This is a genomic window from Nocardia sp. NPDC058633, assembly GCF_042717045.1.
In the GTDB taxonomy this organism is placed as follows: Bacteria; Actinomycetota; Actinomycetes; order Mycobacteriales; family Mycobacteriaceae; genus Nocardia.
In genome coordinates this window covers 129,370-147,649 of sequence record NZ_JBHXRA010000019.1, presented here as the reverse complement: position 1 = coordinate 147,649, position 18,280 = coordinate 129,370, and the positions used below count along the sequence as shown (strand labels likewise).

Genomic DNA, 18,280 nt, shown 5'->3' with positions numbered 1-18,280 from the left:
GCTGCGCGGCGGGACCCTCCTCGAGGTCGGGTCGTGCGGGGCTGGGTGGGGCGGTCATGGCGGACTTCGGGTTTGGCGTGTGCACTGGGACGGCGGAGCATGGCGAATTTGGCAGGGTGACGCGTGCCGGGGAGGCGTTGGGGTGACGCGTGTTGGGAAGACGTTGGGGTGCGGCCTGCCGGGGAGACAGTTGTGCCGTGTGAAGGGCTGCGGGCTTTCGCAACCGGTGGCGAGCGGGATGCGGTTATCCGGGCATCAGGGCTTGCCACTCGCCCAGGGATTGCGGGCGCAGCACGTAGTTGCCTTCGCGCACGGAAGACAGTGCGGCGCTGGGGGCTTCGGAGTACCAGTGGCCGGGGTAGACGATCGGGTTGCCGTCGAGTGCGGCGAGTTTGCGCAGGCTGCGGAACATCTCGTCGGAGTCGCCGCCGGGGAAGTCGGTGCGGCCGCAGCCGTCGACGAACAGGGTGTCGCCGGAGATGAGGCGACCGTCGAACAGGAAGCACTGGCTGCCGGGGGTGTGGCCGGGCGTGTGTAGTAACTCGATGTCGAAGGCGCCGACCTTCACCTTGTCGCCGTGGTCGTGGCCGGTCAGTTCGCTGGGGGCGATGCCGGTGGTCTGGGCGACCCAGTCGAGTTCGTTCTTGTTGACGTGCACCGCCACGCTGGTCTTCTCGAGCAGTTCGGCCACGCCGCCCAGGGTGAAACCGAGCATGGTGCCGCCGACATGGTCGGGATGGTGGTGGGTGGCGAGCACTCCGGACACCCGCATGCCGTCGGCCCCAGCGACGTCGACCAGGTCGGCCGCCTGATAGGCGGGGTCGACCAGGAGGGTCTCGCCGGTCTCCCGGTCGCCGATCAGATACGCGAAATTGCGCATCTGCGTAGCGATCGGATCGCCGACGGCGTAGTCCCGGCCGGACAGCAGTTGGCGGAAATAGAGGCGCTCGGGTGACATGCGCTCCACTGTATTGCCACCGGTGTGCTGGCGATGTACCCGAGTACCGTTGACCGGACGGTCTGTGGGACCACACAACGCCAATGTATTGGACTTGTGACCAGTACGAGTTCGGCGTAACCGCGTGATCAGCTACAACGCCGACGAGAATCCCACTGCTGCAATCGAAACCGTGATCTCCACGACAGCGCCGAGAATGTCGCCGGAGAGTCCTTCGAAACGGCGCACGCAATGGCGGGCGACGGCGACGGCGGCCGCGAGGGCGGCGATCACGGTAACGGGGCCGAGCCAGAGGTTGCCCGGCACCGCCGCCGCCGCGATGATCACCGCGAGCACGGGCCAGCCCACGACGACGGCGCGCGGCTGAGTGCCCGCGACCAACGCGCCGAAACCCGCGTCGGGGGCGGCGGGGATGCCGACGCGACAGACCGCGACGACCGCCACGCGGCCGACGGCGACGGCGAGGACGATCGCGAGCCAGCGGTGCTGTTCGGCCAGGGTTGCGAAGGCGACCGATTGGACGGCGACGGCGAAGATGAGGGCGGCGACGCCGAACGGGCCAGCCCCGCCGGACTTCATGATCTGGCGGGCACGCTCGGGCGGACCGTAGCTACCGAGCCCGTCGACGGTGTCGGCCAGGCCGTCGAGGTGCATGCCCCGGGTGATCAGAGCCAGCAGGCCGACGGTGAGAAAACCGGCCAGCAGCGCGGTCAGGCCTGCGGTGACCAGGAGGTACAGCGCCGCCGCCGCGAGAACTCCGAGGGCCGCGCCGACCAGCGGGGCGAGAGTGATCGCACGGCCCGCGATTCGCCGGTCGACCGCTACCGGGCCGGGAATCGGGATGACCGTGAGCCAGGAGATCGCCAGCCGCAGTGCGTTCACGAGCGAACCCGGCGGTCGACGGCGAGAAGTACGGCGTCGACCCGTCCTCGGACCGCGATGCGGCGCTGTCGGCTCGATCCGGCCGCGTTCGAATCGCTCACTTGGCCAGGTCGACGGTGTCCGATTCCCCGGCCGATGTGCTGACGCCCGCGTCGGCGAAGGTCGACATCTCGGCGAGGGTGGCCACGGCGGCGCGCAGGATCGGCAGAGCGGTGAGGGCGCCGGAGCCTTCGCCCAGGCGCATCTCGAGGTCGATCAGCGGGGTCAGGCGCAGGTGCTTCAAGGCCAGGTCGTGGGCGGGTTCGGTGGAGCGGTGCGCCGGGAGCCACCAGGCCTTCGCGCCCGCGGCGATGTCTTCGGCGACCAGGGCCGCGGCGGTGACCACGACGCCGTCGAGCAGGACGGGGGTGCGGCGGACGGCGGCCTGGGCGAGGAATCCGGTCATGGCCGCGAAGTCGGCGCCCGCGGCGACGCGGAGCAGGTCGACGGGGTCGGTGGCGACGGGGCGCGCGCGGCGCATGCCGTCGCGGATCGCGGCGACCTTGCGAATCCAGCCCTGATCGTCGACGCCGGTGCCGCGGCCGACGGCGGCGACGGGTTCGGTGCCGGTGAGGATGGCGATGAGGACGGTGGCGGGGGTGGTGTTGCCGATGCCCATGTCACCGGCGATGAGCAGGTCGGCACCCGCGTCGATCTCCTCGTCGGCGATCGCGCGGCCCGCGGCCAGCGCGGCGGCGACCTCGGCCTCGGTGAGGGCGTCCTCGCGGTCGATGGAACCGCACGAACGGCGCACCTTGTGCTGGGACACCGTGGGGTCGGTGTCAGCGTCGACGGCGATGTCGACGACCCGCACGGTCGCGCCGGCCACGGCGGCGAGCGCGTTCACGGCCGCGCCGCCGGCCAGGAAATTGGCCACCATCTGCGCGGTGACCTCGCTCGGATACGCCGAGACACCGTGCTTCGCCACGCCGTGATCGCCCGCGAACAGCACCACGCGGGCCCGTTCGAACTGCTCGGGCGGGCACACACCCTGGCAGGCGGCGACCCAGTTGCCGAGTTCCTCGAGCCGTCCCAGCGATCCGGCCGGTTTGGTGAGCTGCGTCTGGCGCTGCTCGGCCGCCGCGCGCGCCTGCGCGTCCGGGGCCACGACCGCGTCGAATCCGTGCGTCACTGGCAAGCCTTTCGGAAGTGGTGCGAGGTGTTCGACGCTCATCTTGCCCGGATCACGGTGCGCGGCGCCGACCGACCCGGCTCATTTCAATCGAATCGGCAGCCCGGCGACGATGAGGTATGCCTCCTCGCACGCCTGCGCGAGACGCTGGTTCAGCGTGCCGATCTCGTCGCGGAACAGCCGTCCGGAACGTGTCGCCGGGATGACGCCCATCCCGACCTCGGGCGATACGATCACCAGCCGCTGCCGATACGCGGCGACGGCCGCGACGAGCGCATCGCACTCGGGAGCGACGGTGCCGCGCGGTGCGTCCCAGGCCGCGCGGGCATCGAGGCGGGCGGTGAGCCAGGTGCCGATGTCGTCGAGCAGTGTCGCGGGCGCCTCAGCGGTGAGAACCGTTGCGGGCTCGGTGTTCTCGACGGTTGTCCAGTGCGCGGGTCGACGATCACGGTGGACGGCGATCCGGTCGGCGAAGTCGTGATCGGTGACGTCGAGAACGGCGGTAGCCAGGTAGCGCACCGACGGCGCGTCGGCCAGCAGGTTCTCCGCGAAGGCGGACTTGCCGGAGCGAGCGCCGCCGAGGACGAGGATTCGAGCCATTCGAGCACGGTAGCTCAGTGGGCTCCGAGCGCGTCCAGGATCATCGGGCGGGCGGTGGTGAGGGACTGTTGCCAGTACGGCCAGGTGTGGGTGCCGTGGGTGAAGTCGACGCGAGCGGGGATGCCGAGGGCGGCGGCGCGGTCACGGAAGACGCTGGCCGCGATCACCGCGAACGCCTCGATCCCGGCCGCGTTGATCGTATTGGCGACGCCGCCAGGGAGGTCGAGCGCACCGGGGACACCGTTGCCGCTCGTCACGTACAGCGGCAGGCCGCGCAGCCGTTCGACCTGGACGGTGGCGTCGTTGCGGGTCCACGCGGGATCGCCGAGGGCGCCCCACATGTCGTCGATGTTGAACCGGCCCTCGTCGAACATGGCCGCGCGCATGACCTGGTTCCACATCGGATAGGACGGGTTGATGAAGCCGGAGAACGATCCGGCGAACCGGAACTGATCGCGGTGGTGGGCGGCCAGCGTCAGTGCGGCATTGCCCCCCATCGAGACGCCGACGATGCCGTTGTTCGTGCGGGAGACGCCGTATCCGGCCAGGAAATCGGGCAGCTCACGGGTGAGGAACGTTTCCCACCGGTAGGTCGCCGATTGACCGTTGGTGCTGCTCGGCCGGTACCAGTCGGTGTAGAAACTGGAGTGACCGCCGACCGGGAACACCAACGTGACGTCGTCACCGGCGAATTGGCGTAGGGCGTCGGTGTCGGTGGTCCACTGGCTGTGGTCGGCGGGGGCGCGCAGTCCGTCGAGAAGGTACAGCGCGGAGCTGCCACCGCGTGCCGCCCACTGCACCTGCACCTTGATCGGGCCCATGCTCGACGGCACGACCAGTTCCTCGAAACCGCCTGCGGGCGTTCGCGTCACCGGCGCCGCGATCGGTACGGCCACCACCGCCGATGTGCCGACCGACGACACGATCACGGCCGCCGAGGCGATCGTGAGAGCTCTGCTCAACCGACGGAAAATACCCCACCCAACAGGAAACACGGTGCTAGCCGACCAGTTTCCGCCGGGTCGGGTCAAGCGATCTGTGGGGCTTCACGCCGGCGGTGCTCGCCGACTGTGACGAGTTCGGGTGTGAACGCTCGCTCAGCCCTTGGCGCCGAAGCGGCGGCGGTATTCGGTGGGGGCGATGCCGACCTGGCGCTGGAAGTGGTGGCGCAACAGGGCACCCGATCCGAAGCCGGACTCGTCGGCGATCCGCTCCAAGGCTGTGTCGGTGGTTTCGAGCAGGTGCTTGGCGAACAGGACGCGCTGGGTGGTGAGCCACTTGACCGGGGTGGTGCCGGTCTCGGCGGCGAAGCGGCGGGCGAAGGTGCGGGTGGACATGCTGGAACGGGCCGCGAGTTCGTCGACGGTGTGCGGGTGGGCGAGGTTCTCGGCGAGCCACGCGAGGGTGGTCGACAAGCCGGCGGAACTGCACTCCGGGACCGGCTGCTCGATGAACTGGCGCTGACCGCCGTCACGTTGTGGGGGCACGACCATGCGGCGCGCGATGCCGTTGGCGGCGGCGGTGCCGATCTCGCGGCGGACCAGGTGTAGGCACGCGTCGATGCCCGCGGCGGTGCCCGCGCTGGTGATCAGGTTGCCCTCGTCGACGAACAGGACGTCGGGGTCCACGGTTGCCTCGGGGAACATCGTGGCGAGCTGGTCGACATAGCGCCAGTGGGTGGTGCACTTGCGGTTGTCGAGCAGGCCTGCCGCGCCGGCCAGGAAAGCGCCCGAACAGACGGTGAGCACGGTGGCGCCCGCATCGGCGGCCTCGCGCACCGCCTCGAGCACTCGATCGTCGTACCGGCCGATCGGGGAGGCCGGGATGGCGACCAGGTCGGCGTCGACGAGCTGGTCGAGGCCGTAGTCGGGGGTCACCGAGATACCGGGGGTGGTGGAGCGCAGTGGCTTGCCCGGCTCGGCGCCGCAGACCCGGAAATCGAAACCGGGCAGGCCGTCGGCGGTGCGGTCGAGACCGAAAACCTCACAGACGACACCGAATTCGAACATGGCGAGCCGGTCGTTGAGTACCACGGCGACCTTCGAGAGCATGACTCATCGTAACTGGCTGGATCTTTGCGCACAATGACATAACTGCCACTTTCGGCTGAAAATCGTCGAGCGCAAAATTACTGCCATGCTTACTTCTCTGATCGTCCTCGCCGTCATCATCGGACTCGCCGTACTGATCGGTCGCGGCACCGCGGGCTCCACCGGAATCATCGACCGCGACGCCCAGCGCATGGACACCGAACTGAAGGCCATCGCGGGCTACTCGAACTACATCCGCCCCAACCATCACTGAGAACACGAATGCTCAGCCGCGCTCACAGCAACCACCCTCGCGAGTGAATCACCGCGGCGAGTGAGTCACCGCGCCAGGCGTGCACACCACCTACGGGCTCCCAACCCAACCACCACGTTTTCGGCCGCCCCGGATCCGAGGGGCGAGACGTAACGCCGAAGGCGCAGTATCGCCCCTCGGATCCGGGGTTACGAGGCCGAAAACCCGCGGCGCCAGCCGCCAAAAATACCGCAAATTACACGGCGTCGCCGGGGCCGACTCGCGGCTTCGGGGCCCGCATCTTGCGGATCTGGGACGCGCGGACGAAGGCGTACCAGCCGAGCTTGAAGCCGGTATCGGTGGTGTCGGGGAAACGTTCGATCACGCGGTTGTTGACGATCTTGCCGAGGACGAAGCCCTCGATGATCATGAAGACCATCATCACCAGCATCGCCAGGGTGACGATGGTCTGCAGCCCGGGGGCCACGAACATCGACATGATCAGCACCAGCGCCATCGGCATGAACAGGCCGACCAGATTGCGACGGGCGTCCACCAGATCACGCACGTACGCGCGGACCGGGCCCTGATCGCGCGGCAGCAGATATTTGTCCTCGCCGGCGAGCATGCGGGCGCGACGCTCCTGCACGGCGGCGCGGCGGTCGGCAGCGGCGGCCTTGCGGTCCTGTTTGGTGCCCTTGACGGCCTTGCGACGCGCGCGAGCTTCCTTGGCGGTGAGCGGAGCGGGTGCGACCGGGCCGCGCCGCCTGCCTTCCGCCTCACGCCTTTTCGGCGTCGGCCTGCCCTTACCGGGGGTGGACGAAGTGGTGGCGGCGGCCTGTTCGGAGCCCGACACCGACGGGTCGACGGACTCGTCGATGGTGCTGGACTCGTCGCGACGAAACAATTTCACGTTCACCAGGCTATTCGATGACGTCGAGCATCGGGAAATGCGGTCCGTTCAACGGTGGGCCCGGTCTCATCGGTGACGGGCTGCGACACGGATCACGCCGTCACAGGGCGTAGTGTGGGCACGAGCACCCAGGTCGGGTCTACTGGCTGCGCCGAGGGTGGCAAAATAGGAATAGCAGTTGCTGCGACAGCGTTGAAATCAGTCGTGCGCTGTGCACCTGAGGTCCGTTGACGGGCTGAGTCGAACTAGGAGTGTCCATGACTGTGCAGAACGAGACCGCCACCGAGACCCACGGTGCGACGCTGACCGACGCTGCCGCCATCAAGGCGAAGGCGCTGCTCGACCAGGAGGGTCGCGACGACCTGGCCCTGCGGATCGCCGTGCAGCCCGGTGGCTGCGCCGGCCTGCGCTACCAGCTGTTCTTCGACGATCGCATCCTCGACGGTGACATCGTCGTCGAGTTCTCCGGCGTGAAGCTGGCCGTCGACCGCATGAGCGCCCCGTACATCGACGGCGCCTCGATCGACTTCGTCGACACCATCGAGAAGCAGGGCTTCACCATCGACAACCCGAACGCCACCGGTTCCTGCGCCTGCGGCGACAGTTTCAATTAGCGGCCGGCGCCGCGGGTTTTCGGCCGCTGTGTTTTTTGGCGGCTGGCGCCGCGGGTTTTCGGCCTCGTAACCCCGAATCCGAGGGGCGATACTGCGCCTTCGGCGTTCCGTCTCGCCCCTCGGATTCGGGGCGGCCGAAAACTTGGTGGTTGGGTTGGGAGCCCGTAGGTGGTTGCCGAGGGTGCGGTGATTCACTCGCGAGGGTGGTCATCGAGTCGTGGGTGTGTTGCGGACGAGTAGCGATCGACTCGCGCCGGTTTTCGCTTTCGACGCGGTTGCGCTGAGGTGAACCGCAGGGGTGTGGCACTTGCTACCGTTGAAGTCCGGGATCTGGTGGTCCCGGGCTTTTCTGTTTCCCACCTCTAGCGTCGAAGGGGCCCTGCCTCGTGCCTGTTGCCGTGTCCGCATCCATCGCCACCGACCACCTCATGCGCTTTCCCGGCCGGTTCGCCGATGCGCTGCTCGCCGATCAACTCGATCATGTGTCCCTGAGCTTTCTCGTCGACGATCTGCAGATCCGCCGCGGCGGCGTGGCGGGCAACATCGCCTACGCGATGGGGCTGCTGAAGCAGCGTCCGGTGCTCGTCGGTGCCGTCGGCGCCGATTTCGCGGAGTACCGCCAATGGCTCGAGGCCAGCGGCGTCGATTGCTCGGCGGTGCACGTCTCCACGACCTCGCACACCGCGCGGTTCGTGTGCACCACCGATGAGACGATGGCTCAGATCGCGTCCTTCTACCCGGGGGCGATGAGCGAGGCGCGCGATATCGACATCGCCGCGATCGCCGCCGCGCACGATGTCGACCTGGTGCTGGTCGGGGCGAACGATCCCGACGCGATGGTCGCCCATACCCGCCAGGCCAAGGCGCAGGGCATCGCCTACGCCGCCGACCCGTCCCAGCAGCTGGCCCGCCTCGACGGCGAGCAGGCGGCCGAACTGGTCGACGGCGCGGCCTACCTGTTCACCAACAAGTACGAATGGGCCCTTCTACAGCAGAAGACCGGCCTGAGCGAAGCCGACATCACCGCCAAGGTCGGCATCCGGGTCACCACGCTCGGCTCCGAAGGTGTGCTCGTCGTCGACGCCGACGGCACCGAGGTCCGCGTCGGCGTGGTACCCGAGGTGGCCAAGGTCGACCCGACCGGCGTCGGTGACGGTTTCCGTGCAGGCTTCCTCACCGCCCACCGCGCGGGCCTGAGCCTGGAGCGCGCCGCCCAGCTCGGCTCCCTGATCGCGGTGCTCATCCTGGAGACCACCGGCACCCAGGAGTGGACGCTCAACACCGAAGACGCCCTCGAGCGCCTCACCAAGGCCTACGGCTCCGACGCCGCCGACGAACTGGCCGTGCTGCTCTGACCTACGCAACACCAACGCCCCCCGGCTCTTTCGAACCGGGGGGCGTTGGTGTGTGCTCTACAGCGAGACCGGGTAGGCCGGTTCCTGGATGTCGGGCTTGATGCGGTCTTCGACGAAGATGCCGTGCCAGACCATGAAGACCAGGACCGTCCAGAGGCGGCGGCTGTGGTCGGACACCCCCGCTTTGTGATCGCGGAGCATCTGGAGGACGGCCGGCTTGTTCAGCAGGTGGTCGGTCTGGGACTCGGAGATCTGGGTCTCGGCCCAGTCGTAGAGCTCGGTGCCGCGCAGCCAGTGGCGCAGGGGGACCGGGAAGCCGAGCTTGGCGCGGTGCAGGACATGGTCGGGGACGATGCCGTCCAGCGCCCGGCGCAGCGCGTACTTCGAGGTTTCCTTGGTGATCTTCTGATCGAAGGGGATGCCTTCGGCCACCCGCATCACCTCGTTGTCCAGGAACGGCACACGCAGTTCCAACGAGTTGGCCATCGTCATCTTGTCGGCCTTGACCAGGATGTCGCCGCGCAGCCAGGTGAACAGGTCCAGGTGCTGCATGCGCGCGACCGGGTCCCAGCCCGCGGACTGGGCGTAGATGGGGGCGGTGACGTCCTGGTGGGTCCACTCGGGGCGGAAGTCACGCAGGACCGCGCGCAGCTGGGCGTCGTTGAAGCTGCGGGCATTGCCGTAGTAGCGGTCCTCGAGGCTGAGCGAGCCGCGCTGCAGCAGGGACTTGCCGCGCTTGCCGTCGGGCATCTTGTCGCCGAGCTTGCCGAGCAGCTTGCGCGCACCGGCGGGCAGGTACTCGAAAGGCTTGAGCGACAACGGTTCCTTGTAGATCGTGTAGCCGCCGAACAGCTCGTCGGCGCCCTCGCCGGAGAGCACCACCTTGACGTGCTTGCGGGCTTCCTTGGCCACGAAGTACAGCGGGACAAGGGCCGGGTCGGCGACCGGGTCGTCGAGGTACCAGACGATCTCGGGGATCGCGGCGGCGAACTCGGCGGGCGAGACCACCTTCACGATGTGGCGGGCGCCGATCAGCTCGGCGCTCTCGGCGGCCACGTCGACCTCGGAGTAGCCCTCGCGCTCGAACCCGGTGGTGAACGTGATCAGCTTCGGGTTGTGGCGCATGGCCAGCGCCGCGATGGCGGTGGAGTCGATGCCGCCGGACAGGAACGAACCGACGGTGACATCGGCGCGCATGTGCTTGGCGACCGAGTCCTCCAGCGCGGCGGCGATCTCGGCGTAGCGGGCGTTCTCCGATCCCTCGGCGAACGGGCGAACCCGGAAGTCGGGGCGGAAGTAGCGGGTGGCGACGGGCTCCTGACCGAGCTTCACCGTGGCGTAGTTGCCGGATTCGAGGCGGCGGATGTTGCGGTGCAGCGATTCGGGCTCGGGCACGTACTGCAGCACCGTGTAGTGCTCGAGCGCGCGCGGGTCGAGCTCGTCGGACACTCCGAGCGGGCTCAGCAGTTCGAGCAGGCTCTTCTTCTCGCTGGCGAAGGCGGTGCCGCCGGGGCCGGTCGCGATGAACAGCGGCTTGATGCCGAACGGATCGCGCGCGAGGAACAGCTCCTCGGTCTCGGTGTCCCAGATCGCGAAGGCGAACATGCCGCGCAGCTTGCGCACGGCCTCGGGGCCCCAGAAGTGGAAAGCGGCCACGATGGACTCGCCGTCACCGTCGGTGGCGAAGATCTTGCCGTCCGGGAACTCGGCGGCGTGCTCGGCGGCCAACTGCTCGCGCAGCTCGAGGTAGTTGTAGATCTCACCGTTGAAGGTCATCGCGTAGCGCTGCGGGTTGTCCGCGGGGCCCCAGCGCAGCGGCTGGTGCGAGTGCTCGATGTCGATGATGGACAGGCGGTTGAAGCCGAAGATCATGTGATCGTCGTGCCAGGTGCCCTTCTCGTCCGGGCCACGATGCCGCTGGCAGTGCAGCGCGTCGTACACCTGATCGACCACCGCGGTCGTCGCGGTATCAGCTGTCAGGAATCCGAGCAGTCCGCACACGGTGTCGCCCAACCTTCTCTCGATCGATGATGGTGGCCACGAACGGGCCGAAACGCTGTGTCCGAGTATGCCGCACCCGTGCCCGACACGCCGCGCTCGCCCGCTCACCCGAGGTGCGCGACGATCGGACGAGAGCCAAACCGCAGGTCGCGGTGATCGGGGCGGTCACTGCGGAGTGTCGAAAGTGACCCCGCGACAAGACAGTGCCCGCTTTGGTCTACGCTGCGTAGTACTCAGGTCCTTCTCAGGTGTGCAGGCGTCACAGCGGCAATACTTCGGGACGGCCTGAAAATCTGTGAAGAGGTGTCGGTACGGGCGAATCGCCGCCCGGACGACGCAATGTGTCGGAATGTGTGGCGACCAGGAAGGCGTGAGCGTGGCGCACAAGGCGAGCGAAGAGATCGGGGCACGACCCGTCAAGGGTCGGCAGGGCCGGATCCTTCGGCGGGCCGGGCTGGCGGTGTCCCTGGGGATTACCGCGATGCTCGTCTCGGGCTGCTCGATCGACAATGTTTGGCTCCGATTCGGCTGGCCGTCGGGTATCACCCCGCAGGCCACCCGCATGCGTGAGCTGTGGACCTGGTCGGTGCTGGCCGCGCTGGCCATGGGCGTGCTGGTCTGGGGTCTGACCTTCTGGACGGTCATCTTCCACCGCAAGCGCAAGAACTCCCCGGAGTTCCCGCGCCAGACCGGGTACAACGTCTCGCTGGAGCTGACCTACACGGCGATCCCGTTCGTGATCATCGCGGTGCTGTTCTACTTCACCGTGGTCGTGCAGAACTACGTGCACGAGAAGGTCGACAACCCCGATGTGACCGTCGACGTGACCGCTTTCCAGTGGAACTGGAAGTTCGGCTACCGCAACATCAACAATGTCGGCGGTCTCACCTGGAACGGCATCGACACCGAGAAAGAGCTGCTGAACGAAGAGCAGCTCGCCGAATACCGTGAGCTGAAGAACGACAAGGGTCACCCGCAGCCGGGTCCGTTGCACGGCAAGCCGGCCAACGACATCCTCTCGTACCTGCACTACGACAAGGTCGAGACCTTCGGCTCCAGCGAAGAGATCCCGGTGCTGGTGCTGCCGACCGGCAAGCGCATCGAGTTCCAGCTCGCCGCCGCGGACGTGATCCACGCCTTCTGGGTGCCGGAGTTCATGTTCAAGCGCGACGTGATGCCGAACCCGAAGGAAAACCAGTCCGACAACGTCTTCCAGATCTCGGAGATCGAGAAGGAAGGCGCGTTCGTCGGCCGCTGCGCCGAGATGTGCGGCACCTACCACTCGATGATGAACTTCGAGGTCCGTGCGGTCTCGCCGGAGAAGTACGCCAAGTACATGCAGGCGCGCATCGACGGCTCGACCAACGCTGAGGCGCTGGCGTCGATCGGCGAGTCGCCGGTGGCCACCTCCACGTACCCCTTCAACACCAAGCGCGATGCCAAGAGCGCTTCGGTGAACGAGAGCAAGTGAGGATTCTGATATGAGGATCGAAGCGCGGATCTTCGAACTGCTCACGGCGTTCTTCGTCCTGGTGGGCATCGTCTACGGGTTCTTCACCGCTCAGTCGCGCACCGGCATCGAATGGGCGGGCACCACCGCGATCGTGCTGACCGCGGGCCTGTCGCTGATCATCGGCACCTACTTCCGGTTCGTCGCGCGTCGCATCGACCTGCGGCCCGAGGACTACGAAGAGGCCGAGATCGTCGACGGCGCCGGTGACCTGGGCTTCTTCTCGCCCGGTAGCTTCTGGCCCATCCTGCTGGCGGCCGCTGGTTCGGTCACCGCGCTGGGCTTGGCGTTCTTCCAGTTCTGGCTGATCGGTCTCGGCGTGGTGCTCGTGCTCGCCGCCTCCGCCGGCCTGGTCTTCGAGTACTACCTGGGTGCCGAAAAGCACTGAGTTCTTGGAGCGCTGGCGCGCTCGAGTCGCGGCCCTGAGGGCCCCGACGAAAAACGACCCGATACTCGCACCTGCGGTGCATTGTCTCGGGTCGTTTTTCGTCGGGGCGGCCGCGACGCTCGCTGCGCTCGCGATGCCTCCTCGAGGTCGGCCCCACGGGGTTGCGTTATGCCGAAAGGGAAGGCCCCCACCGAATCCTTGGGTGGGGGCCTTCGCCGTTCGGTGGCTCAGACGCTGTAGCGCAGGGCTTGTTCCGAGCGGCAGATGTCGTCGATGCCGGAGACGATCTCGCGCAGCTGCTCCGAGGGCAGGGCCGAGGGGCGCAGGCGGCAGGTGAAGGTGATCAGGCCGTAGTCGGCGGGGGTGAGGCCGCGGGCGGCGGCTTCGGCGCGCAGGTATTCCGAGCGCACGCCGTAGGTCATCGCGGAGATGACGGTGAAGCAGCCCGAGCGTTCGCGGTGGGCCGAGAACAGGTCGTGCAGGCCGTAGAAGACCGAACCGTAGTTGGACAGGGGGGCGAACACGCCGACGCGGTAGGCGGGGCCGCGCTCGGAGGAGTTGATCACGGTGTCGGCCAGGTACTCGGCGTCGCGCATGGTGAGCACCTTCGGCGCGAACATCAGCGCGCCCGCCGCCGCGTTGCGGACCGGCATGCCCGCGCGGCCGCCCGCGGCGGAGGCGATGGCGCCCAACGACTTCCGGGTGCGCGTGCCGACCTCTCGCCGGGCGCGCAGGCCGCGGGTGGGGGCCGTGGGGTACAGGCTCGACCACTGGCCGAAGCGGACGGCGCCGAGGGTCACCTGGCCGGTGCCGACGGGGCGTGCCATCTTCAGCGGGGCGGTGTCGACCCAGCGGCCGACCTGCAGCGCCGCGCTGCCGGGGTTGGTGATCTCGTTGGTGGCGTGCTCGACGAAGGAGTCGAAGTCGAGGAACCGGTCGGCGTCGGTGGTGAGCATGGTGTGGTCTTTGTCGACCTCGACCACATCCAGGGTGAGGGCGGTGATGATGCCCGCGCGCCCGCCCGCGCCGAGGATGCGGTGGAACCGCTCGGTGTGGTGACCGCGTCCGCAGGTGCCGATGCGGCCGTCGGGGTCGACGTACTCGAGGTCGACGATCTGGTCGATGAACATGCCGTAGCGGTGCGAGGCGGTGCTCACCCCGCCGACGGAGGCGAAGCCGCCCGCGGTGATGTCACGGTGATCGCCGACGACCGGAAGTCCGAGGCTGTGCGCGCCGAGGCGGCGGTCGATCTCGGACAGTTTCGCGCCCGCCTGCACGCGCACGGTGCGCCGACCCAGGTTGATGTCGAGCACCGAGTTCATCTTGCGCAGCGAGAGCACCCCGCGCTGATCGGTCAGACCGTAGGACTCTTCGGTCTGTTCACCGCCGCGCACCGTCAACCGTTCCGACCGGCCGCGTGAATCACGCACAGTACGAACGACATCCGCCGTGTCGGTGGGGAGATATTCTTCGGAGATGACGGTATGCGGCGTGCCCATGACCGCATAGCTAACCACAGGTGCGCGGTTCTTGCGCAGGGTACTTCGCACCTATTTTCGCGTAGGCGCGAGTTGCTTGGTGAACAGGACTTTTCCGGTCGCGTCGCACAAGTTGACCGTCATTTCTCCGGTGCGGCCGTCGATTTCGACCTCGCCGAAGTGCTGGTACTCCGGGTCCATCGGGGAGGTGTTGGGGGTGGGCGGCGCGTGGACGTAGACCGCCTCGGGTCCGAAGGTGGGATCGAGCGGGTTGGGACCGAACGCGCCGGCGTTGAGCGGACCCGACACGAACTCCCAGAACTCGTCGAAATCGGTGAACGCGGCGCGGGCCGGGGAGTAGTGGTGCGCGGCGGTGTAGTGCACATCGGCGGTGAGCCAGACGACGTCGCTGACCTTGTTCGCCTTGATCGCCGAGAGCACCTGGGCGATCTCGGTTTCGCGGCCGGAGGGTGCGCCGGGGGCGGCGTTGGCGGGGCCTTCGAAGGCGGTCTTGCCGTCGGGGACCACGACGCCGAGGGGTAGGTCCGCGGCGACGATCTTCCAGGTGGCCTTGGAATCCTTCAGGCCGTCGGTGAGCCATTTGATCTGTGCGGCGCCGAGGATCTGGCCCTCGGCTGCGGTGTTGGTGGAGTTGGCGTCCTTGTAGGCGCGCATGTCCAGGACGAACACGTCGAGCAGGGGGCCGTAGGGGATCTTGCGGTAGAGGCGACCGTCGACGGCTTCCTCGGGCTCCAACGGCATCCACTCGTGGAAGGCCTGCCACGAACGTACGGCGAGGGTGTCCATGCTGCGCTCGGTGTAACCCTTGTCGGCGGCGACCGTGCCGCCGGGGGACCAGTTGTTGGTGGTCTCGTGGTCGTCCCACTGCACGATCTGGGCGACGGCGGCGTTGAACCTGCGGTAGTGGTCGTCGGTGAGGTTGTAGGCGTAGTTGCCGCGGAACTGGTCGAGGGTCTCGGCCGGGGCGTTCTTCGCCTCGGCGGTGATGTTGCGCCAGATCCGGCCGTCGGGCAGCGTCACCGACTCGGTGAGGGCGTTGTCGGCGTAGATGCAGTCGCCGGAGTGCAGGAACAGGTGTGGGTCGCGGGCGGCCATGGTGGAGAACACCTTCATGCCGCCGAGGTCGGGGTTGATGCCGAAGCCCTGGCCCGCGACGTCACCGGACCACAGCAGCGAGATGTCGGCGGGTGCGGTCGGCGCCGTGCGAAAGACACCTGTGAGGGTCTCCGAGCTCGCACCGTCTTCGCCGTCGAGGCGCACCCGGTAGTGCACGAATTGCCCGGCGGGCAGGCCGTTCACCCGCACGCGCCCGGTGCCATCGGAAGCCGGGGTGAGCAGCGGCCCGGTGAATCGCTTGACGTCGGTGAACTTCTCGGTCGCCGACGTCTCCACCACCAGCGTCGCGGGTGTGTCCGACCGTGCCCAGATCAGCGCACCATCGCTGCGCGGATCACCGACAGCGATCCCGTGCGTGAGCGAGGGCCTGGCCCGCACCAGGGCGGGCCCGTCGTCACCGCAGGCCACCAGGGCGGGAGCGGTCACCACCCCGAGTGCGGTTGCGCGCAGCAGCGTGCGCCGAGACATCGCGAAATCCGAGACAGCCATGGGCCTACCGTGCGCCACCGGTGGGAACACGCGGTCGTCGGCAAGGCAACAGAGCATGAACGATGCCGTACGGCGGGCCGAACTCGGTGGACGGACCCTAGAGACCCGCGGCGGCCGCCGTTTCGGGGTACCAGCGGGTGCACTCGGCGCGCAGGGGGACGGCGGTGTGGAGTTGGCACAGGATCGCTACGCCGCCGAGGAAGGAACGGAGGAGGGGAGTGTGGACGGGAGGCATGGTCAGTTGACGCAGGATGTTGGTGAGGCGGAGATCGGTGGCCAGGCGGACTTGTTCGCGCAGCCAGGCGGCCGAGAGCGGGTAGGTGGGGGCGAGGAGGGCGTCGCGGACCGGTTGGAGGCGGGCGGCGATGGTGGTGATGTCGAGATCGCGGTCGGGGGCCACGAAGCCGTGGCGGCGGATGGCGGCTTCGAGATCGGCGGGTGAGTCGGCGATGACGGCGGCGCCCACGTCGCTCGCGACGTCGAGGAAGGCGGCGGGCCAGGGGGTGCAGGCGCCGAAGTCGACGACACCGAGGCGGCCGTCGGGCATGCGCAGGAAGTTGCCGGGGTGGGCGTCGCCGTAGACGAGGGCGGCGCGCGCGGGGGCGGAGAACAGGAAGCGCATGATCAGCACGCCGAGGCGGTCGAGTTCGTCGGCGTCGCCGCGAACGATCAACCGGGACAGGGGAACACCGTCGAGCCATTCGGTGACCAACACGTCGCCGCGCTGGGCGATCACCCGGCTCACCACCACGTCGGGGTCCTCGGCGAAGGCGGTGGCGAAAGCGCGCTGGTTGACCGCTTCCCGGGCGTAGTCGAGTTCGTCGCGGATCTCGTCGCACAGCGCCTCGACCACCGGGCGGGTGTCGGCGCCGGGTAGCAGCGCGGTGAACAGGGGGGTCGCGCGGCGCAGGGCTTGCAGGTCGGCCAGCACCGCGCGGCGGGAACCGGGGTACATCACCTTGACCGCGACCTGGGTGCCGTCGTGCCAGCGCGCGCGATGGACCTGGCCGACCGAGGCGGCCGCCGAGGCGCGGTCGTCGAATTCCAGGAACAGCGAGCGCCAGTGTGGGCCGAGATGGGTGGCGAGTTCGGCGTGCACCGCGCCGGGAAGCATCGCGGGCGCCGAATCGTGCAGTCGGGCAAGGGCTTGACGGTACGGCTCGGCCAGATCGGGAGCCAGGCCGAGCTCGAGCAGGCCGAGGAGCTGGCCCAGTTTCGCGACGCAGCCCTTGAGCTCGCCGAGTACCTGGAAGAGGTGTTCGGCGGTGCGGACGCGGATGTCGCGGTCGACGTCGGCGGGGTCGCGACCCGCGGCGCGCTTGCCGAAGCCCGCGATGCGGCGGCCCGCGTAGGCGACCGGCACCGCCGCCAGCCGGGCGCTGCGTGCTACCCGGCCGGTGGGTGGGTTGCCGTCGCGCGGGGCAGTGCGCCGGGCGAACGGCATGACGCGACCCTCGTCGGACTCGCCTGCGGCCATGTTCACCTCGCTGTCCGCCGACGCCGCCACCCGCGGTGGTCCACCCGCCCGTCGGCCTGTGCCCGGAAAAGGCTACCAATCGGGCGAGCGGGTGTCCGGGCAACGACAGTCGATGACGTCGGGTCGAGCGTGCCGGCGATGCGCGCGCCGACCAAGGGAGTCAGCTCATCGTGCGGCGCAACAGGTTTCGACTCAGCTCGCCTTGGTCTCGGGGATGCGGGTGGCGTCGAGCTGGTTGTCGGTCGCGGCGACGCCCTTCTTGAGGCTGTGGGCGTACACGTCGACGTATTCCTGGCCGGTGAGGCGCATCAGTTCGTACATCACCTCGTCGGTGACGGCGCGTTCGACGAAGCGGTTGCCGCTCATGCCCTCGTAGCGCGAGAAATCAAGGGGCGCGCCGAACTTGAGGGTGACCTTGTGGCGGCGCCACTTGAACGGTCCGGGCGGGCTCACCTTGTCGGTGCCGATCACCGCGACCGGGATCACCGGGACGCCGGTCTCGAGCGCGAGACGCGCCATGCCGGTCTTGCCCTTGTAGAGGCGGCCGTCGGGGGAGCGGGTGCCCTCGGGGTACAGGCCGACGAGCCGACCCTCGTCGAGGAGCTTGGTGGCCGCGTTGAGCGCGTCCTCGGCGGCCGAGGCGCCGCTGCGGTCGATCGGGTACTGGCCGGTGCCGCTGAAGAAGAACTTCTGCAGGCGGCCCTTGAAACCGGGGGTGGTGAAGTACTCGGCCTTGGCCAGGTAGTTGATCCGGCGCGGGCTCAGCAGGGGAGCGAACAGCCAGTCGGAGAAGGAGAGGTGATTACCCGCCATGATGGCCGGGCCGTCGGTCGGGATGTTCTCCACCCCTTCGACCTCGGGCCGGTTGTACATGTGCATGAACGGTCCCACGAGAACGAACTTGAGCAGCCAGTAGAACATGGCGTCCTTTCCCCAGGGACCGGGATAATTGTGTAGTGCCTCGTCGGACAACGACTTTACCGCTGGTCGCAGGTCACAACCAACCCAGGATGGTAGCTGGAGC

17 protein-coding genes are annotated in these 18,280 nt (G+C 68.3%); 5 read left to right on the top strand and 12 right to left on the bottom strand.

All coding sequences use genetic code 11. The features are described from left to right. Positions 1–244: 244 nt before the first annotated feature. From ACFWUR_RS24340 to ACFWUR_RS24315, 6 genes are all read right to left on the bottom strand, one after another. A complete protein-coding gene (locus tag ACFWUR_RS24340; protein ID WP_378909801.1) occupies positions 245–958 on the bottom strand; it encodes an MBL fold metallo-hydrolase in 714 nt (237 codons plus the stop codon). A 132-nt stretch (positions 959–1,090) separates the two neighbouring features. Further along, positions 1,091–1,840, bottom strand: a complete 750-nt coding sequence (locus tag ACFWUR_RS24335) for an adenosylcobinamide-GDP ribazoletransferase (RefSeq protein WP_378909800.1) — start codon at positions 1,838–1,840, stop codon at positions 1,091–1,093. A gap of 97 nt (positions 1,841–1,937) precedes the next feature. Beyond that, a complete protein-coding gene (gene cobT / locus ACFWUR_RS24330) occupies positions 1,938–3,053 on the bottom strand; it encodes a nicotinate-nucleotide--dimethylbenzimidazole phosphoribosyltransferase (RefSeq protein WP_378909799.1) in 1,116 nt (371 codons plus the stop codon). 39 nt (positions 3,054–3,092) lie between these two features. Further along, positions 3,093–3,611: a bifunctional adenosylcobinamide kinase/adenosylcobinamide-phosphate guanylyltransferase gene (cobU, locus tag ACFWUR_RS24325; protein ID WP_378909797.1), complete on the bottom strand. Its 519-nt coding sequence runs from the start codon at positions 3,609–3,611 to the stop codon at positions 3,093–3,095. A gap of 14 nt (positions 3,612–3,625) precedes the next feature. Beyond that, on the bottom strand, positions 3,626–4,573 hold the full coding sequence (locus ACFWUR_RS24320) for an alpha/beta hydrolase (protein WP_378909796.1): 948 nt from the start codon (positions 4,571–4,573) through the stop codon (positions 3,626–3,628). 135 nt (positions 4,574–4,708) lie between these two features. Next, positions 4,709–5,662 carry a helix-turn-helix domain-containing protein gene (locus ACFWUR_RS24315; RefSeq protein ID WP_378909795.1) on the bottom strand — a complete coding sequence of 318 codons (954 nt, stop codon included), beginning with the start codon at positions 5,660–5,662 and terminating at the stop codon, positions 4,709–4,711. An 85-nt stretch (positions 5,663–5,747) separates the two neighbouring features. Between ACFWUR_RS24315 and ACFWUR_RS24310 the strand changes: the two genes are divergently transcribed. Beyond that, positions 5,748–5,915, top strand: a complete 168-nt coding sequence (locus ACFWUR_RS24310) for a hypothetical protein (RefSeq protein ID WP_378909794.1) — start codon at positions 5,748–5,750, stop codon at positions 5,913–5,915. 235 nt (positions 5,916–6,150) lie between these two features. Here the strand turns inward: ACFWUR_RS24310 and ACFWUR_RS24305 are convergent, their stop codons facing one another. Then, positions 6,151–6,807 carry a DUF3043 domain-containing protein gene (locus ACFWUR_RS24305; RefSeq protein WP_378909792.1) on the bottom strand — a complete coding sequence of 219 codons (657 nt, stop codon included), beginning with the start codon at positions 6,805–6,807 and terminating at the stop codon, positions 6,151–6,153. Positions 6,808–7,064: 257 nt separating this feature from the next. Between ACFWUR_RS24305 and ACFWUR_RS24300 the strand changes: the two genes are divergently transcribed. Together ACFWUR_RS24300 and ACFWUR_RS24295 are read left to right on the top strand one after the other, a co-directional pair. Then, positions 7,065–7,421 (top strand): iron-sulfur cluster assembly accessory protein, encoded by a 357-nt coding sequence (locus tag ACFWUR_RS24300; protein WP_067459056.1) that lies wholly within the window; start codon positions 7,065–7,067, stop codon positions 7,419–7,421. A gap of 428 nt (positions 7,422–7,849) precedes the next feature. Beyond that, positions 7,850–8,776: a carbohydrate kinase family protein gene (locus ACFWUR_RS24295; protein ID WP_378909829.1), complete on the top strand. Its 927-nt coding sequence runs from the start codon at positions 7,850–7,852 to the stop codon at positions 8,774–8,776. Positions 8,777–8,833: 57 nt separating this feature from the next. Here the strand turns inward: ACFWUR_RS24295 and asnB are convergent, their stop codons facing one another. Next, a complete protein-coding gene (gene asnB, locus ACFWUR_RS24290) occupies positions 8,834–10,777 on the bottom strand; it encodes an asparagine synthase (glutamine-hydrolyzing) (protein WP_378909827.1) in 1,944 nt (647 codons plus the stop codon). 349 nt (positions 10,778–11,126) lie between these two features. On the opposite strand from asnB, the gene ACFWUR_RS24285 reads away from it, so the two are divergent. Both ACFWUR_RS24285 and ACFWUR_RS24280 read left to right on the top strand, forming a co-directional pair. Continuing rightward, positions 11,127–12,248, top strand: a complete 1,122-nt coding sequence (locus ACFWUR_RS24285) for a cytochrome c oxidase subunit II (RefSeq protein WP_378909791.1) — start codon at positions 11,127–11,129, stop codon at positions 12,246–12,248. 10 nt (positions 12,249–12,258) lie between these two features. Continuing rightward, the gene (locus tag ACFWUR_RS24280) at positions 12,259–12,675 is read left to right on the top strand and encodes a cytochrome c oxidase subunit 4 (protein WP_378909789.1); all 417 of its coding nucleotides are present in this window, start codon (positions 12,259–12,261) and stop codon (positions 12,673–12,675) included. Between the two features lie 227 nt (positions 12,676–12,902). On the opposite strand, the gene ACFWUR_RS24275 is transcribed toward ACFWUR_RS24280, so the two are convergent. From ACFWUR_RS24275 to ACFWUR_RS24260, 4 genes are all read right to left on the bottom strand, one after another. Then, entirely contained in the window at positions 12,903–14,174 is a 1,272-nt protein-coding gene (locus ACFWUR_RS24275; RefSeq protein ID WP_378909788.1) for an FAD-binding oxidoreductase, read from the bottom strand. Positions 14,175–14,225: 51 nt separating this feature from the next. Beyond that, entirely contained in the window at positions 14,226–15,779 is a 1,554-nt protein-coding gene (locus ACFWUR_RS24270; RefSeq protein ID WP_378909786.1) for an alkaline phosphatase D family protein, read from the bottom strand. A 97-nt stretch (positions 15,780–15,876) separates the two neighbouring features. Beyond that, complete coding sequence (locus ACFWUR_RS24265) at positions 15,877–17,256, bottom strand: ABC1 kinase family protein (RefSeq protein ID WP_378909785.1); 1,380 nt, start codon at positions 17,254–17,256, stop codon at positions 15,877–15,879. 192 nt (positions 17,257–17,448) lie between these two features. After that, positions 17,449–18,177 carry a lysophospholipid acyltransferase family protein gene (locus ACFWUR_RS24260; protein ID WP_378909783.1) on the bottom strand — a complete coding sequence of 243 codons (729 nt, stop codon included), beginning with the start codon at positions 18,175–18,177 and terminating at the stop codon, positions 17,449–17,451. Positions 18,178–18,280: the final 103 nt, after the last annotated feature.

Coding starts and splice junctions, on each gene's coding strand:
- ACFWUR_RS24340 (WP_378909801.1), bottom strand. CDS start 958: ATGTCACCCGAGCGCCTCTATTTCCGCCAACTGCTGTCCGGCCGGGAC.
- cobT (WP_378909799.1), bottom strand. CDS start 3,053: ATGAGCGTCGAACACCTCGCACCACTTCCGAAAGGCTTGCCAGTGACG.
- cobU (WP_378909797.1), bottom strand. CDS start 3,611: ATGGCTCGAATCCTCGTCCTCGGCGGCGCTCGCTCCGGCAAGTCCGCC.
- ACFWUR_RS24315 (WP_378909795.1), bottom strand. CDS start 5,662: ATGCTCTCGAAGGTCGCCGTGGTACTCAACGACCGGCTCGCCATGTTC.
- ACFWUR_RS24310 (WP_378909794.1), top strand. CDS start 5,748: ATGCTTACTTCTCTGATCGTCCTCGCCGTCATCATCGGACTCGCCGTA.
- ACFWUR_RS24300 (WP_067459056.1), top strand. CDS start 7,065: ATGACTGTGCAGAACGAGACCGCCACCGAGACCCACGGTGCGACGCTG.
- ACFWUR_RS24295 (WP_378909829.1), top strand. CDS start 7,850: ATGCGCTTTCCCGGCCGGTTCGCCGATGCGCTGCTCGCCGATCAACTC.
- ACFWUR_RS24285 (WP_378909791.1), top strand. CDS start 11,127: ATGTGTGGCGACCAGGAAGGCGTGAGCGTGGCGCACAAGGCGAGCGAA.
- ACFWUR_RS24280 (WP_378909789.1), top strand. CDS start 12,259: ATGAGGATCGAAGCGCGGATCTTCGAACTGCTCACGGCGTTCTTCGTC.
- ACFWUR_RS24275 (WP_378909788.1), bottom strand. CDS start 14,174: ATGGGCACGCCGCATACCGTCATCTCCGAAGAATATCTCCCCACCGAC.
- ACFWUR_RS24270 (WP_378909786.1), bottom strand. CDS start 15,779: ATGGCTGTCTCGGATTTCGCGATGTCTCGGCGCACGCTGCTGCGCGCA.
- ACFWUR_RS24265 (WP_378909785.1), bottom strand. CDS start 17,256: ATGGCCGCAGGCGAGTCCGACGAGGGTCGCGTCATGCCGTTCGCCCGG.
- ACFWUR_RS24260 (WP_378909783.1), bottom strand. CDS start 18,177: ATGTTCTACTGGCTGCTCAAGTTCGTTCTCGTGGGACCGTTCATGCAC.